This is a genomic window from Azonexus sp., assembly GCF_049652925.1.
Taxonomy (GTDB): domain Bacteria; phylum Pseudomonadota; class Gammaproteobacteria; order Burkholderiales; family Rhodocyclaceae; genus Azonexus.
Window position 1 is genome coordinate 107416 of record NZ_JBASFI010000017.1, and the last position, 15994, is coordinate 123409.

Annotated in this window: 13 protein-coding genes; 12 read left to right on the top strand and 1 reads right to left on the bottom strand. The window is 61.2% G+C overall.

Features of this window, described 5'->3' with window-relative positions; translation table 11 throughout:
- The first annotated feature begins 53 nt into the window (after positions 1–53).
- The 3 genes from pth to WBK19_RS08840 are packed head-to-tail and all read left to right on the top strand — an operon-like array spanning position 54 to position 3543.
- Positions 54–632, top strand: a complete 579-nt coding sequence (pth, locus tag WBK19_RS08830; protein ID WP_511288876.1) for an aminoacyl-tRNA hydrolase — start codon at positions 54–56, stop codon at positions 630–632.
- A gap of 25 nt (positions 633–657) precedes the next feature.
- Positions 658–1749, top strand: coding sequence for a redox-regulated ATPase YchF (ychF, locus tag WBK19_RS08835; RefSeq protein ID WP_511288877.1), 1092 nt, complete (start codon positions 658–660; stop codon positions 1747–1749).
- Between the two features lie 42 nt (positions 1750–1791).
- Positions 1792–3543, top strand: coding sequence for a putative bifunctional diguanylate cyclase/phosphodiesterase (locus WBK19_RS08840; RefSeq protein WP_511288879.1), 1752 nt, complete (start codon positions 1792–1794; stop codon positions 3541–3543).
- Here the strand turns inward: WBK19_RS08840 and WBK19_RS08845 are convergent.
- On the bottom strand, positions 3540–5039 hold the full coding sequence (locus WBK19_RS08845; RefSeq protein ID WP_511288881.1) for a polyamine aminopropyltransferase: 1500 nt from the start codon (positions 5037–5039) through the stop codon (positions 3540–3542). The two genes, WBK19_RS08840 and WBK19_RS08845, sit on opposite strands and share 4 nt — an antisense overlap.
- 98 nt (positions 5040–5137) lie before the next feature.
- On the opposite strand from WBK19_RS08845, the gene WBK19_RS08850 reads away from it, so the two are divergent.
- The 9 genes from WBK19_RS08850 (at position 5138) to WBK19_RS08890 (ending at position 15993) form a co-directional block, all read left to right on the top strand.
- Complete coding sequence (locus WBK19_RS08850) at positions 5138–5695, top strand: YceI family protein (RefSeq protein WP_511288883.1); 558 nt, start codon at positions 5138–5140, stop codon at positions 5693–5695.
- A gap of 91 nt (positions 5696–5786) precedes the next feature.
- Positions 5787–6896, top strand: coding sequence for a bifunctional 3,4-dihydroxy-2-butanone-4-phosphate synthase/GTP cyclohydrolase II (gene ribBA, locus WBK19_RS08855; RefSeq protein WP_511288885.1), 1110 nt, complete (start codon positions 5787–5789; stop codon positions 6894–6896).
- Positions 6897–6899: 3 nt separating this feature from the next.
- Complete coding sequence (gene ribH, locus WBK19_RS08860) at positions 6900–7373, top strand: 6,7-dimethyl-8-ribityllumazine synthase (RefSeq protein ID WP_511288887.1); 474 nt, start codon at positions 6900–6902, stop codon at positions 7371–7373.
- Positions 7370–7858, top strand: a complete 489-nt coding sequence (nusB, locus tag WBK19_RS08865) for a transcription antitermination factor NusB (protein ID WP_511288889.1) — start codon at positions 7370–7372, stop codon at positions 7856–7858. The genes ribH and nusB overlap by 4 nt, the downstream gene beginning before the upstream one ends.
- Positions 7859–7862: 4 nt before the next feature.
- On the top strand, positions 7863–8840 hold the full coding sequence (gene thiL / locus WBK19_RS08870) for a thiamine-phosphate kinase (RefSeq protein ID WP_511288891.1): 978 nt from the start codon (positions 7863–7865) through the stop codon (positions 8838–8840).
- Positions 8824–9309 (top strand): phosphatidylglycerophosphatase A family protein, encoded by a 486-nt coding sequence (locus WBK19_RS08875; RefSeq protein ID WP_511288893.1) that lies wholly within the window; start codon positions 8824–8826, stop codon positions 9307–9309. The genes thiL and WBK19_RS08875 overlap by 17 nt, the downstream gene beginning before the upstream one ends.
- Before the next feature lie 55 nt (positions 9310–9364).
- Positions 9365–9643 (top strand): type II toxin-antitoxin system HicA family toxin, encoded by a 279-nt coding sequence (locus WBK19_RS08880; RefSeq protein ID WP_511288895.1) that lies wholly within the window; start codon positions 9365–9367, stop codon positions 9641–9643.
- A 7-nt stretch (positions 9644–9650) separates the two neighbouring features.
- Positions 9651–12977, top strand: a complete 3327-nt coding sequence (locus tag WBK19_RS08885; protein WP_511288897.1) for a PAS domain S-box protein — start codon at positions 9651–9653, stop codon at positions 12975–12977.
- A 94-nt stretch (positions 12978–13071) separates the two neighbouring features.
- Positions 13072–15993 carry an EAL domain-containing protein gene (locus WBK19_RS08890; protein ID WP_511288899.1) on the top strand — a complete coding sequence of 974 codons (2922 nt, stop codon included), beginning with the start codon at positions 13072–13074 and terminating at the stop codon, positions 15991–15993.
- Position 15994 lies beyond the last annotated feature (1 nt).

Genomic DNA, 15994 nt, shown 5'->3' on the forward strand with positions numbered 1-15994 from the left:
TAATGGCCGCCGCTGGCATCATGCCGCCGGCGGCTTTTTCGCACTTATAGCCCATGAACCCACCTCGCCTGATCGTCGGCCTCGGCAACCCCGGCCCGGAATACGAAGCGACCCGACACAATGTCGGCTTCTGGTTTGTCGACCATCTGGCCGACAAGCTGAAGACTACGCTCGCCCCGCAAGCCAAGTTCTACGGCAAGGCGGCGCGCATCGGCGAAACCTGGCTGCTGCAGCCGAGCACCTTCATGAACCGTTCCGGTCAGTCGGTCGCAGCGCTGGCCAATTTCTACAAGATCCCCCCGGAAGAGATTCTCGTCATCCACGACGAACTCGACCTGCCGCCCGGCGGCATCCGCCTCAAGCAGGGCGGCGGCAACGGCGGGCACAACGGTCTGAAGGATATTCAGGCCAAACTCGGCACGCCCGATTTCTGGCGCCTGCGCCTCGGCATCGGCCACCCGCGCACCCTTGGTTTGTCGCAGGAGGTGGTTGATTTCGTCCTGCACCAGCCACGCAAGGAAGAGCTGCCGGATATTGAACACGCCCTCGCCCGCTGTCTGCTGGCCTGGCCCAAACTCGCCGCCGGAGACTTTGCCGGCGCTCAACAACAGTTGCACGGCAAAGCCGTTTAGTTGGCAAAACCCTAGGAAAAAACCCATGTCTCTCAAATGCGGCATCGTCGGCCTGCCCAACGTCGGCAAATCCACCCTCTTCAACGCCCTGACCAAGTCGGGCATCGCGGCGGAAAACTACCCGTTCTGCACCATCGAGCCGAATGTCGGCATCGTCGAAGTTCCGGACAAACGCATGGCTCAGCTCGCCGAGATCGTCAAGCCGCAACGCATGCAACCAGCCATCGTCGAATTCGTCGATATCGCCGGTCTGGTTGCGGGCGCCTCCAAGGGTGAAGGCCTGGGCAACCAGTTTCTAGCCAACATCCGCGAAACCGATGCCATCGTGCACGTCGTGCGCTGCTTTGCCGACGACAACGTGATCCACGTGTCCGGCGGCGTCGATCCGCTGCGCGATATCGAGGTCATCGATACCGAACTGGCGCTGGCCGACATGGCCTCCGTTGAAAAAGCGCTCAATCGTTACCGCCGCCCGGCCAGTTCCGGCGACAAGGAAGCCAAGATTCTGGTTGCCGTGCTGGAACGCTGCTTCGCCCAGCTTGACCAGGCCAAGGGTGTGCGCGCCCTCGATTTCTCCAAGGAAGAGCTGGCGCTGTTGAAACCGTTCTGCCTGATCACCGCCAAGCCGGTGCTTTATGTGGCCAACGTTGCCGAAAACGGCTTCGAAAACAATCCGCTGCTCGACGCCGTACGCGCCCACGCCGCGACCGAGAAGGCCGAAGTCGTCTCTGTCTGCGCCGCCATCGAATCTGAAATTGCCGATCTCGACGAAGAAGAAAAGCAGATGTTCCTGGCCGACCTCGGCCTCGAAGAACCGGGCCTCGACCGCCTGATCCACGCCGGCTACAAGCTGCTTGGCCTGGCCACCTACTTCACTGCCGGCGTCAAGGAAGTGCGCGCCTGGACCATCCACCAGGGCGACACCGCGCCGCAGGCGGCCGGCGTCATCCACACCGACTTCGAACGCGGTTTCATCCGGGCCCAGACCATCGCCTTCGACGACTTCATCGCCTACAAGGGTGAGGCCGGCGCCAAGGAGGCGGGCAAGATGCGGGCGGAAGGCAAGGAATACGTCGTCAAGGATGGCGATGTACTGAATTTCCTGTTTAACGTCTGACGAGAAGATTAGAATAATCTCATATACAGTCTGAATGACTCTATGACGCGCGCTACCGCAGCAGCCAGCACTCAGCCCCCGCCGGACAAGGATCTCCTGTCCGAAAAGGTCTTTCTGTGTGCCTTCGAGCAGAGCAATGAAGGCATGCTGGTGACGGACGGCCAGAATCTGATTGTTGCGGTGAACAGCGCCCTGTGCCGGTTGAGCGGCTATTCGTCGGAAGATCTGATTGGACAGAATCCGCGGATTCTGTCTTCCGGCCGGGCTACTCCCGAATTTTATGCAGCCATGTGGCAGGCGCTGGGCACCCAGGACTACTGGGAGGGCGAGATCTGGAACAAGCAGAAGGATGGTGCCAACTATCCGCGTGCACTGAAAATTTCGGTACTGCGTAACACCGACGGCAGCATCCGGAACTATGTCGCCAATTTCAGCGACATTGAGGCCAATCATGAGGTCGCCGACCGCCTGGCCTACCTGGCCTATCACGACCCGCTGACCAATCTGCCCAACCGGCTCGCCTTTGAATCACAGCTGGCGCAGTCGCTACGCAGTTGCCAGCGGGAGAATCATCAGCTGGCGCTGATGCTGATCGACCTCGACAATTTCAAGAACATCAACGATACGCTGGGCCATCAAGTTGGCGACCAGTTGCTGCAGAATGTCGCCTTGCGCCTGCGTGAATGCGTGCGCGCCAGCGATCTCGTGGCACGCATCGGCGGCGACGAATTCGTCGTCGTCCTGCCTGACATCGAATCACCACTAACCGCCGCCCGTGTCGCCAGCAAGATTCAAAGCAACCTGGCCGACAGTTACCGGATCGCCGACCACGTGCTGTACGCCACGCCGAGCATCGGCATCAGCCTCTATCCGATCGACGGCAACGATCCCGGAACGCTGTTGCGCAACGCCGACACGGCGATGTACCACGCGAAAAGTGCCGGTCGGAACAATCACCAGTTCTACACCGCCCGGATGAACGAGGCGGCGGGCGAACGCCTGGCGATGGAAAACGAGTTGCGCCAGGCCATTGCCGCCATTTCGCCGGCAAGCAGCGAGTTTTCGCTGAACTTCCAGCCGCAGATCGAAACGATCAGCGGTCGGGTCCTTGGCGTCGAGGCCTTGCTGCGCTGGAACAATCCGAAATTCGGACAGGTTTCACCGATGCGTTTCATCTGCATCGCCGAAGAAACCGGCTTGATCCAGCCGCTCGGCGACTGGGTGATCTGGGAAACCTGCCGGCTGATCCGCGTCATGAAGCAGCAAGGTATTGCCGGCATCCGCGTCGCCATCAACATTTCGGCCCAGCAGTTGCGCCATGAAAACCTGTTGCTTCTCGTTCGTGGCGCACTCGCCTGCTATGACCTGCTGCCCGAGGATATCGAGCTCGAAGTCACCGAGAGCACGGCCATGGAAAACCCGGAAATGACGCTGTCCATCCTCGACCAGCTGGCCGCCATGGGCATCGTGCTGGCCATCGATGATTTCGGCACGGGCTACTCCTCGCTGGCCTACCTCAAGCATCTGCCGATCAAGCGCCTCAAGCTCGACCGCTCCTTCGTCACTGACATCGAGACCGACGTCAATGACGCCGCGATCTGTACCGCGACGATAGCCCTTGGCCACAGCCTGGGCCTCGAACTGGTCGCCGAGGGCGTCGAAACCGAAGCACAGCGTGACTTTCTGGCCGGGCTGGGCTGCGACATACTGCAAGGCTATCTGTTCAGCCGGCCGATGCCGTTCGACGACACCGTGGCCTACCTCAAGGCACATCAGGCAACGCACGCCAGCTAGCGAATGACCTTGCGCCACTCTTCTTCGAAGGTGCGCACCAATACCTGATTGTTCAACTGATTGACCTCGGCCGGCAGGCGCGCCATGTCGGCCGGGAATTCGAACAGGCCGGGCAGGATTTCGGACGTCAAAAAACGCGTTTTTTTCCGGTCGACCGTGGGAATGGTGAATTCCTGCCGCCCGGCGATGATGTAGCCCCATTCGCCGAAGGACGGGACCAACGCGTGATACGGCGCCGTCTTGAAACCGACGCTTTCCAGCGTCGTCACGACGCACCAGTAGGATTGCCGGGCGTAAAGCGGCGAAGTCGATTGGACGACGATCAGGCCACGCGCCGAAAGGCGTTTTTCGAGCAGGCGGTAGAAGGCCGAGGTGTAGAGCTTGCCGAGCGCGTAATTGGCCGGATCGGGGAAATCGATGACGACGAAGTCGAAATACTCACGGCTTTCCTCCAGCCACTGCAGGGCGTCGGCGTTGACCACGGTGACCTTGGGCGAACTCAGCGCCCCTTCGTTGAGCGCGACGAGGGCCGGGGCTTTTGAGAACAGATCGGTCATCGCCGGGTCGAGATCGACCAGCGTCACCGCCTCGACGTTCGGATACTTGAGGATTTCACGCACCGCCAGGCCATCACCACCGCCGAGCACCAAAACCCGCTTCGCCCCCGGCAGGCTGGCCAGACCCGGATGAACCAGCGCCTCGTGGTAACGGTATTCGTCGTGCGATGAAAACTGCAGGTTGTTATTGATGAACAGGCGCAGATCGTCGCGCCAGCGGGTGACGACGAGACGCTGGTAGGGCGTCGTTTCGGCGTGGATGATGTCGTCGGCGTAGAGGTGGGTTTCGGCGATGGTCGTCAGTTGCCCGGCTCCGGCAAAACCGGCGGCGAGCAGGCCGAAGACCGTCCAGCTTTGCACAGCCAGCCAACGCCGTGACGGCAGTTGATCGCGGAATAGATGCAGCGCCCAGAGCGCCACGGCGACGTTGAGCACACCAAACAACAGGCCGGTACGGACCATGCCGATCTGTGGCGCCAGCACAAGCGGAAAGAGGATGGATACCGCCAGCGCGCCGAGATAATCGAAAGTGAGCACTTGCGACACGAGATCCTTGAAGGCCAGTTCGCGCTTCAGGATGCGCATGACTAGCGGAATCTCCAGCCCGACGAGGACGCCGACGCCGAACACCGCGAGGTAGAGCACGAGTTTGAACGGCCCGGCCAGCCAGGTGAAGACGAGAAACAGCCCGATGGCCGAAAAGCCACCGAGCAGCCCGACCATGAGTTCGATCTGGATGAAGCGCCCGATCAGGTCGCGCGTGATGTATTTCGACAGCCAAGACCCGGCGCCCATGGCGAACAGATAGGTGCCGATCACCGTCGAAAACTGCGTGACCGAATCGCCGAGCAGGTAGGACGACAGCGCGCCGGCGATCAGCTCGTAGGCCAGCCCGCAGGAGGCGATGACGAAGACGGAGAAAAGGAGGGCATGCCGCATGGGCAGCGATGCTACCGCGAAATCGCGGGAACGGCCCAGCACCGCCGCGGTCAGACCGGCGTCGCCATTTCATTTTTGGCCTTTTTTTCCGGTTGACCGTGAGAATCCTCCCCACCCTCCTTTTTGCCGCCTGCCTGCCCCTGGCCGACGCCGCCGAATACACCATCGACCCGTCGCACACCTACGCCAGCTTCGAAATCGACCATCTCGGCTTCTCAACGCAGCGCGGCCAGTTCAACCGGAGCAGCGGCATCGTCGAATTCGACGCCGAGACGAAAACCGGCCGCATCGACATCATCATTGAAACCGCCTCGCTCGACACCGGCTTTGAATTGCGCGACGACGTGCTGCGCGGCGACGACTGGTTCAAGGCCAAGGACTTTCCCTACATTTTCTTTCGCAGCCAGAAACTGATTTTCACCGACGAAAAGTTGAGCGCCGTCGATGGCGTCCTCGTCATGCTCGGCGAAATCCGCCCGATGCGCCTTGAGGTCAGCCGCTTCAAATGCGGCCTCAATCTGGCCAGCCGCAAGCGCGGCTGCGGCGCCGACGCCATCGGCGTGCTGCGCCGCTCCGAATTCGGCCTGAACAACGGCCTGCCTTTCATCGGCGACGAAGTCCGCCTGCGCGTCCAGGTCGAAGCCTATCTGCCCTGAATGTCGGCGCGGGATCAAGGCACTAAAGTCATGTGCTGATCCCCTGTTTCTGCGAAAATAGCACCCCCCTTTTGCTGTTCCCGGAACCCCAATGCCACCCCATCCCGCCATCGCCAGCACCGCCGAGATCGTCGCCGAACTCAAGGCCGGTCGCATGGTCATCCTGGTCGATGAAGAAGACCGCGAAAACGAGGGCGACCTCGTCATGGCCGCCGAACACATCACGCCCGAGGCGATCAATTTCATGGCCAGATTCGGCCGTGGCCTGATCTGCCTGACGCTGACCGAAGCCCGCTGCAAGAAGCTCGGTCTGGCCCAGATGGCCAAGAACAACAAGACCCAGTACGGCACTGCCTTCACCGTCTCCATCGAAGCCGCCGAAGGGGTCACCACCGGCATTTCCGCCGCCGACCGGGCGCGCACCATCCAGGTCGCCGTCGCCAAGAACACGACCATCGACGACATCGTCCAACCCGGCCACGTCTTCCCGATCACCGCCCGCGAAGGCGGCGTGCTGGTCCGCGCCGGGCACACCGAAGCCGGCTGCGATCTGGCCGGCATGGCCGGTCTTGAGCCGTCCTCGGTGATCTGCGAAATCATGAACGACGACGGCACCATGGCCCGCCTGCCGGAGCTAATGGAATTCGCCAAGGAACACGGGCTGAAGATCGGCACCATCGCCGACCTCATTCACTACCGCGCCGCCTCCGAAACGCTGGTCAAGCGCGTCACCAGCAAGACGATCAGCACCGCCCACGGCGATTTCACGATGCACGCCTATGTCGATCAGGCGAGCGGAGCGACCCACCTGGCGCTGGTCAAGGGCAGTATCCCGGCCGGCGACGAAACGCTGGTTCGCGTGCATGAGCCGCTGTCGGTTCTCGACTTCCTCGACCCGTCGAGCAAGCGCCAGTCATTCTCGATCGAGGAAGCCCAGTCGGCGATGGCCAAGTTCGGCCACGGCGTCATAGTTCTCATGCATCGCCCGGAAGATGGCGAAGCCATCCTCTCGCGCCTGACCGGCACCGCCCCCAGCGCCCCGCAGAAGTGGGATCCACGCACCTACGGCATCGGCGCCCAGATCCTCCGCGATGTCGGCGTTTCCAAGATGCGCCTGCTCTCCAGCCCGCGCAAGATGCCCTCCATGACCGGCTTTGGCCTAGAAGTCACCGGTTTCGTCACGACACCTGCGGAGCTATAAACGATGTCCCGTTTCGACAACATCTTTGAATACGACAACAACCTCGACGGCGCCGGCCTCAGGGTCGGCATCGTCATGAGCCGCTTCAACCTGCCGGTCTGCGAAGCCCTGCTCTCATCCTGCGTCACCGAACTCAAGCGGCTCGGCGTTGCCGATGCCGACATGACCATCGCCAACGTCCCCGGCGCGCTGGAAATACCGCTCGTCCTGCAAACCATGGCGCAAAGCGGCAGCTTCGACGCGCTGGTCGCGCTGGGCGCCGTCATCCGTGGCGACACCTATCACTTCGAAGTCGTTTCCAACGACTCCTGCCGCGCCATCATGGAAGTCCAGCTCGATACCGGCGTCCCAATCGCCAATGGCATCCTGACCTGCGACACCGACGAACAAGCCGAAATCCGCACCCAGCCGAAGGGCAGCGACTGCGCCCAGGCCGCCGTCGAAATGGCCAACCTTCAGAAAGCCCTGCTCCAATGACCACTTTCCTCAGCGACAGCGAACATCCGCACGACGTCAAGGCACCGCCCAAGTCGGCCCGTCGCCGCGCCCGTGAATTCGTTCTGCAGGGCCTCTACCAGTGGCGCGTCGGCGGTGCCGACGAGGCCGCCATCGAAGCCTATGCACCAGAGCAGGAAGGCTTCGCCAAGGCTGACCGCGAATTCTTCGTCGGCACCCTGCGCGGCGTCATCGGCCAGCGCGAGACACTGGTTTCGCAAGTCACGGCGCACCTTGACCGTCCCTTCAGCGAACTCTCGCCGATTGAAGCCTGCGTGCTGTTGATGGGCGCCTTCGAGATGAACAACCATCCCGAAACCCCCTACCGCGTCATCATCAACGAGTCCATCGAGCTGGCCAAGTCCTTCGGTGGCACCGATGGCCACAAGTACGTGAATGGCGTGCTCGACAAGATCGCCGCCGTCGTTCGCGCCGACGAGGTTGCGGCGCGCAAGCAGGGCAAGTAAGGCCATGCCGGGCGAGTTTGACCTGATCAGCAAGTATTTCGCCCGACCCACCCCGTCGGCCGTCCTCGGCCCCGGCGACGACTGCGCGCTGATCGCACCGACGCCCGGCAAGCAACTGGCAGTGACCACCGACATGCTGGTCGCCGGCACGCATTTCCTGCCCGACACCAATCCGAAGAACCTCGGCTGGAAAGCGCTGGCCGTCAATATCTCGGACCTCGCCGCAATGGGCGCCCAGCCGCGCTGGGTGACGCTGGCCGGTGCACTGCCGGCGGTCGACGAGCCGTGGATCGCCGCCTTCGCCGAAGGCTTCTTCGCCTGCGCGGCTGAATACGGCGTCGATGTCATCGGTGGCGACACCACCAAAGGCCCGCTCAACGTCTGCGTCACGGCCATCGGCGAAGTCGAACCCGGCCAGGCGCTCCGCCGCGACGGCGCCAAGCCTGGCGACCAGATCTGGGTCTCCGGCCGCCCCGGTCTGGCCAGCCTCGGCCTCGCCCATCTGCAGAACAAGGTCAAACTGCCCGAGCCTTGGCCGCGCCTGTGCGTCGGCGCCCTCGAGAAACCGCGTCCGCGCGTCGCCCTCGGCCTCGCCCTGAACGGCATCGCCTCTTCGGCCATCGACGTTTCCGACGGCCTGCTCGCCGATCTCGGCCATATCGCCGAACGTTCCGGCTGCGCCGCCGCCGTCAAGCTCGTCCAGCTACCGCATTTGCCCAAGGGCGAAAGCTACGACGCCGACCTCCGGCGCATTGCCCTCGCATGCCAGCTGACCGGCGGCGACGATTACGAGCTGTGCTTCACCGCACCGGGCACACAAAGCCTGGCCATCGCGCAGATTGCCGCAACGCTTGAACTGCCGCTGTGGAACATCGGCGAGATGGTGGCCGGCCCGACCGGCGAGGTCACCGTCCTCGACCCCGACGGCAAGCCCGTCGAATTCGGCCAGAAGGGATACGACCACTTTGGCCAAACCACCTAGCGTCCGTTTCCTGCTCGCCCACCCGGCCCACTTCTTCGCGCTGGGCTGCGGCAGCGGACTGGCTCCGAAGGCACCGGGCACTTTCGGCACGCTGTTCGCGTGGGCGATGTTTGTCCTCTTCCACCACCACTTTTCCGATTTTGGCCTGTTTTTCCTGTTGACCGTGGCATACCTCGGCGGTATCTGGTTCATCGACGTCACCGGCCGCGCCATCGGCGATCCTGACCATGGCAGCATCGTCTGGGACGAAATCGTTCCCTTCTGGCTCATCCTCATGATGACGCCGGCAACTTTTCTCTGGCAACTGGCTGCCTTCGCGCTTTTCCGCTTTTTCGACATCACCAAGCCGCAGCCGGCCCGCTATTTTGACGAGCACGTCAAAAACGGCTTCGGCGTCATGGCCGACGACCTTGTTGCGGCCGGCTACACATTGCTCTGTCTTGCCCTTCTGAAGATCGTTTTCGCCTGACGGCAAGATCGCGCAGGCATAGAATGGTGTAGTTCCCAACGCTTGGAGCTTCATCATGAGTCACAAGCATGCTCACCTGATGCGCAGCATCTTCCAGGACCCGCCCTCGGCCAACATCCACTGGCGCGAAATCGAATCGCTGCTGCATCACCTCGGCGCCGAAATCGAACCGGCCAACGGCGCCCGCTTCAAGATCTCGCTCAACAAGGTCGAAGCCTTCCTGCACCACCCGCACAACAGCAGCACCTGCAGCCGTATGGACATCAAGGCCATTCGCGAAATGCTCAGCCACGCCGGCGTCACGCTGTCAAAGTACGAAGCGGGCGAGACTTGAGTGAGGCATGCCGATACAGCTTGTCACCCGCCGGAATGAAGGTCGGCGCATGACCGGCTCACACTCGTCGCCAGGTCGCGGAAATCCGCCAGCCAAGACGCGGCAGCGCACCTATGTGCTGCAATGGCTGGCCCTGGCGCTGGCCTTGCTGCTGCTCGGCGCGCAAATTGCCTATGACCAGATCCAGGCCTACAACCGTACCGAGACGGAGGCCAGCAGCCGACTGGAAAACTACAGCCAGATCATCGTCGAGGAACTGGAGCGCCGACTGCGTTCGATGAATGTCGTACTCAACAACCTGCGCGAAACCATTCCATTGCAACTGGCACGACAGGATGCGCCGGAGGTCACCACCCGCGAGCTGTCCGCCCTGACCCAGGCCCTGACGGGCGTCCGCACTCTGGCCTTTTTTGATGCTGCGGGCACGATACAGGCCAGCAACAAAAGCGAGCTGCTCGGAAAAAATTTCGCCGAACACGCCTATTTCCAGTCCGTAGCAAAGACCCCAAAAGCCGACTCTCTCTATCTCAGCGAACCCTTCATCACCACCCAGGGGGCCTACACGATGGCGATGGCCCGCACCGTCTCCGGACCACAAGGGGAATTCGTCGGCATCGTCATGGCCACAATAGACAGCGACAGCATTGGCGAGTTGCTCCGCTCCATGCACGCCGGCCCGGAAACGACACTGGCCGTCGTACATGGCATGGGCAAACTGCTGATCCTGCTTCCGGAACAACAAAAGGCGCCGCCCGGGCTTTCGGTCAACGTTCCGGAATCGCTTTTCCAGCAACATATGGCCAGCGGCCAGCCGGCCAGCCTGATGAGCGGCGCGTCTTTCGCGCTGGGTAGCGGGCGCCTGATGTCGATGCGCACCCTGCAGCCCGGGGATTTGCTCATGACTGCACCGCTCGTGGTTGGCGTGGCGCGTGATCAGGCCGAAATACTGGCGCCGTGGCGAACCGGAGCGATCACCAGAGGCCTTCTCTTTCTGCTCGTCACGGTTGCCTCTACGTTGCTGCTCTTCCTGCACCAACGCCAGCAGGAGGCCCTTGATCAGCAGATTCGGCAAAAAGAAGAGGCAAGCCTGCGCGCCTTGCTGACACTTCAGCGTTTTATCGACCACATCCCGGGAACAGCCTATGTCAAGGATGCCGACTCGCGAACGCTGATGGCCAACCGGGGATTTCAGACCCTGCTCGGCATCGACCCTGCCGACATGATCGGCAAGACCAGCCAGGAGTTGTTCCCCGGCGAATTCGGCCAGAAAATCGCCGATGACGACCGCAAAGTGCTTGAAAACGGCAGCACTTTCGTCATTGAAGAAAGCTTCAACGGCCACGATTACGAATCGACCAAGTTCGTGATCGACGACGGGACCGGCAAGCGGCAACTCGGCGGCATGACGATGGACATCACCCAGCGCAAGCGCGCCGAGCGCGAACTGGAGTCCCAGCTCATGGATCTGCGCGAGCTGAATCAAAAGCTGGCCACCGCCGAAGAAGGGTTGCGCCGCCTGTCCACCGCTGTCGAGCAAAGTCCGGCGAGCATCGTCATCACCGACTTGAATGCCAGGATCGTTTTCGTCAACGAAGCATTCACCCAGGCCAGCGGCTATACGGCCGAGGAAGCCATTGGCCAGAACCCGAACATTCTCCATTCCGGCGAGACGGCGCCAGAAATCTATCGCGACATGTGGCCGACGCTGCTGTCCGGCAAGGTCTGGCGCGGCGAATTCGTCAATCAGCGCAAGGACGGTTCGCGTTATCTCGAACTGGCCACCATTTCGCCGGTGCGCGACAACAACGGACAGGTCACCCACTACGTCGCCGCCAAGGAAGACATTACCGAAAGGCGACAAAACGAGGCCGAACTGCACGCCCACCGCCTGCACCTGGAAAAACTGGTCGATCAGCGCACCAGCGAACTCGCCGCGGCCAAGGAAAAGGCCGATTCGGCCAATCGCGCCAAGTCCGAATTCCTGGCCAACATGAGCCACGAAATCCGCACGCCGATGAATGCCATCATCGGCCTCAATTACCTGCTCAGGCAAAGCGCCCTGCAGCCGGACCAGCTCGAAAAGCTGATCAAGGTCTCGGCCGCCGCCGAGCATCTGCTGCAAATCATCAATGACATTCTGGATTTGTCGAAAATCGAGGCTGGCAAAGTTCTGCTGGAAAGCCACGCATTTTCGCCCGCCGAAGTGCTGCAAAACATTGGCGCGATGATTCGCGACCGTGCCGCCAGCAAAGGTCTGAATCTGCAAATCGAGAAGGAAAATCTGCCGGAACGCGCTGTCGGCGACGTAACACGACTGCGCCAGGTACTGCTCAATTTCGCTGGCAATGCGATCAAGTTCACGGAAAGCGGTTCGATTTCGATCAGCGGCAAACTGTTCGCGACCGACGGCAAGAACATGACCTGCTGCTTCAGCGTCAGCGATACCGGCATCGGCATCCGCCCGGAAGATACGGTGCGCCTGTTCAATGCCTTCGAGCAACTCGACAGCTCGACTACCCGACGCTTTGGCGGAACCGGGCTGGGTCTGGCCATTGCCCGCCATCTCGCCGAACTGATGGGTGGCGAAGTCGGCGTCGAAAGCACGCAGGGTGTCGGCAGTCGTTTCTGGATCACGGCCCGCTTGGGCGCGGCAGAAGACGAGTCGGAGAGCGCACCGGAAAACTGGCAGCAGGGGCAACTGAAAGGGCGCGTTCTGGTCGTCGAGGACGAACGAATCAACCGAGATATCGCGGCTGAACTGCTGACCAGCGTAGGCCTTGAAGTGGCCACCGCAGAAAATGGTTTGCTTGCGGTCGACCGCTATGAACAGTCAAATTTCGATCTCATCCTGATGGATGTCCAGATGCCGGAACTCAACGGGCTGGACGCCACCCGGCGAATTCGCGCCCTGGCAAACGGAGCCTCTATCCCCATCATCGCCCTGACGGCAAATGCCTTCAACGCAGACCGGGAACGCTGTATCGAGGCCGGGATGACCGATTTTCTGGCCAAACCGGTCTATCCCGATGCCCTCTATGTCCTGCTGGCAAAATATTTGCCGACAACGGATCCCACCCGACGAACCACCCACCAGGGAAACCGGGATGAAATTGACGAAAAAGCCGCGACTCATACGCTACGGCAACGAATCGATGCGCTGACCGAGTTGCTGGGCACGGGAGACATTGAAGCGACTCGTCTGTTCAATCAACTGAAAACAGATCTGAAACGTCTTTGCCCGGCAGAATGCGAGCAATTGCACCAGCAAATCGCCATTTTCAACTTTGATGCGGCAACGGCCTTGCTTGAAACAATCAAAAAGCAGCTGGCCTGAAATTATTTCTCCCGAAGGCGCGGATTGCCTTGTCTGAGCGCGCCGGGCGAGCGAGACTAGCGTTCATGAATGAAATGCGTAGGGAGCATGTGGCATGACAGATCAGGACAACAAGGCCAAGGGGCCAGGCCGGCCCATCGTGTTGATCGTCGATGACGTACCTGACAACCTCTGCACCATTTCAGAAATGATCACCGATCTCGGCGTTGACGTCCGGGTCGCCAATAGCGGCCCGGTCGCCATTCGCTACGCCAGACTCGCCCCCCAGCCCGACCTCATCCTGCTCGATGTCATGATGCCCGAGATGGATGGCCACGCTGTGCTCAAGGCCCTGCGCGCCGACGCTGAAACGAGCCAGATTCCGGTGATATTTGTCACCGCACTCGACGACCCGGACAACGAGGAACGCGGCATTCAGGAAGGCGCCGTCGACTACATTACCAAACCGATCAATCCCGCGGTCCTCGGCATAAGGGTCAAGGCCCAGCTTGAACTGAAACGGGCCCGCGATATCGTTGCCGGCCAAAAGGCTTGGCTGGAGCAGGAAATCGCCCGGCGGGTGGCCGAAAACGTTCAGCTCGACACACGCTTGCAGATCGCCCTGGCCACCTCCGGCTTCGGGATATGGGAGCACGACCACGAGCGCGGGACCAACCAGTGGAGTCCCAGCCTGTCGCGGATTCTTGGCCTGAATGAAGGCCCGGCAACAATCAATGCAAGTATTGAACTAGTCCACCCGGAAGACCGCAGCGCCATTCTGCAGCGCATGGAGGCCCCAGCCGATCTGGGTGACGAAATTCATGTAGACGAACTGCGCATGCGCCATGCCGACGGTCATTGGGTATGGATGGAAGCGCGGGGACGAATACTGCGCCGGGACGCTCAGGGAAACCCGCTTCTGACTCTGGGGACCATGGCCGACATCAGCCGGCGCAAGGCCGCCGAAAGTGAACATCGCCTGTCTTCGGTGGTCTTTACCGGCATCAGCGACGGCGTCTGCATTACCGATGCCAACGCTGACATTTTGCTCACCAATCAGGCCTTCTCAAAGGTAACCGGCTATGACGCCAGCGAAGCACTGGGCAAGAATCCCCGGCTGCTCCGTTCCGGTGTGCATAGCCCGGAGTTCTATCGCGATATGTGGGATGCCATCAGCCGTCACGGCAACTGGCAGGGCGAGATAACCAACCGGCGCAAGGATGGCGAACTCGTCACCGAATGGCTGAATATTTCGGCCGTACACGACAGGAACGGGCGCCTGACCAATTACGTCGGCGTCTTCAGCGACCTCTCGGAGCGCCATGCCGCGGCCGAACGCATTCAATACCTTTCGAGCTTCGACCCGCTGACCAACCTGCCCAACCGCAGCCTGTTTGCCGACCGCCTCGGGCAGGCCCTGATCAGCGCCCACCGGTTCAATCGAGAGACGGCCGTCATCCTGCTCGACCTTGACCGCTTCCGTTTCATCAATGACACGCTTGGTCCGCCGATTGGCGACGGGATATTGGTCGAGGTGGCGCGCCGACTGAATTTGCAGGTACGCGATGGCGATACTGTCGGCCGCCGCTCGGGTAATGAATTTGGCTTCGTGATGGCCAATCTGAGCCACGAACGCGACACCATAGCCCTCGCCCAGCGCATGCTCGATGCCATTGCCGTTCCATTTGAGGTTGGCGAGCACGCCATCAGCATCACCGCCTGCATCGGCGTCAGCGTGGCCCCGCGAAATGGCAACGATGTCGACGCGCTGATGAAGTCTGCTGACGCAGCACTGCTCCGCGCCAAAAAAAGCGGTCAAAACACTTTCCGTTTCTATTCGCCGGAAATGGATGCCGATGCCGCCCGTCGACTCGGGCTCGAGGCAGCCCTTCGTTTGGCCCTGCAGCGCAACGAACTGACCGTTTATTACCAGCCACAGATCAGCCTCGACAGCGGCAACATGATCGGCATGGAGGCCCTGTTACGCTGGAACCATCCCGAATTCGGCTCGGTATCCCCGGTCGAGTTCATCCCGATCGCCGAAGAAACCGGGCTTATCCTGCCCATCGGCGAATGGGTCTTGCGCACTGCCTGTCTGCAAGCCAGGCAATGGCTCGACCTTGGCATCGCCCATCTGCGCATCGCAGTCAACCTCTCCTCACGTCAGTTTCGCCAGACCAACCTGCCCAGCCTGGTAAGCCAGTGCCTGGGTGAAACCGGCCTGCCTGCGGGAGCGCTGGAGCTGGAGATCACCGAAAGCGCACTGATCGATGATATCGACGAGGCCATCGCCCAATGCCGGTCCCTCAAGGCACTGGGCATCAAGATATCCCTCGATGATTTCGGTACCGGTTACTCCTCGCTGTCGTACATATCGCGCCTACCTTTCGACAAGATCAAGATTGACCAGAGCTTTGTCCGCGACATTACCGAGAACCCGGTCAATGCAGCAATTGCCACCGCCGCCATCGTCATGGCGCGCAGCCTCAACCTGAGCGTTCTGGCCGAGGGTGTCGAAACCGAAGCACAAGCCAGCTTCCTGCGTAGCCGACGCTGCGACTCGATGCAGGGTTACCTGTTCAGCCGGCCGCTGCCGGCCGCGGAGTTCGAGCAACTGCTGGCTGGCCGAAAGAGCCTTCAACTGGCCGATACGCCACGGGAAAAAGCGCATACGCTGCTGATTGTCGACGATGAGCCGAACATCCTGACCTCGCTGTCGCGCCTGCTGCGCCGGGAAGGCTTCAACATCCTGACAGCCCAGTCGCCCTCGGAAGCTTTCGAGCATCTGGCCAAGCATCCGGTACAAGTCATCCTCTCCGACCAGCGCATGCCGGACATGTCGGGAACCGAGTTTTTCGCCCGGGTCCGCCAACTCTATCCGGATACCATTCGCATCGTACTGACCGGCTACACTGATATCGAATCGGTCACCGGGGCAATCAATCGCGGCGCCATCTACAAATTCCTGACCAAGCCATGGGATGACGACCTGCTGCGCGAGCAGATTCGCGAAGCCTTCCGGATAGCCAAAGGCTGAC

Coding starts and splice junctions, on each gene's coding strand:
- pth (WP_511288876.1), top strand. CDS start 54: ATGAACCCACCTCGCCTGATCGTCGGCCTCGGCAACCCCGGCCCGGAA.
- ychF (WP_511288877.1), top strand. CDS start 658: ATGTCTCTCAAATGCGGCATCGTCGGCCTGCCCAACGTCGGCAAATCC.
- WBK19_RS08840 (WP_511288879.1), top strand. CDS start 1,792: ATGACGCGCGCTACCGCAGCAGCCAGCACTCAGCCCCCGCCGGACAAG.
- WBK19_RS08845 (WP_511288881.1), bottom strand. CDS start 5,039: ATGCGGCATGCCCTCCTTTTCTCCGTCTTCGTCATCGCCTCCTGCGGG.
- ribBA (WP_511288885.1), top strand. CDS start 5,787: ATGCCACCCCATCCCGCCATCGCCAGCACCGCCGAGATCGTCGCCGAA.
- ribH (WP_511288887.1), top strand. CDS start 6,900: ATGTCCCGTTTCGACAACATCTTTGAATACGACAACAACCTCGACGGC.
- nusB (WP_511288889.1), top strand. CDS start 7,370: ATGACCACTTTCCTCAGCGACAGCGAACATCCGCACGACGTCAAGGCA.
- thiL (WP_511288891.1), top strand. CDS start 7,863: ATGCCGGGCGAGTTTGACCTGATCAGCAAGTATTTCGCCCGACCCACC.
- WBK19_RS08880 (WP_511288895.1), top strand. CDS start 9,365: ATGAGTCACAAGCATGCTCACCTGATGCGCAGCATCTTCCAGGACCCG.
- WBK19_RS08885 (WP_511288897.1), top strand. CDS start 9,651: ATGCCGATACAGCTTGTCACCCGCCGGAATGAAGGTCGGCGCATGACC.
- WBK19_RS08890 (WP_511288899.1), top strand. CDS start 13,072: ATGACAGATCAGGACAACAAGGCCAAGGGGCCAGGCCGGCCCATCGTG.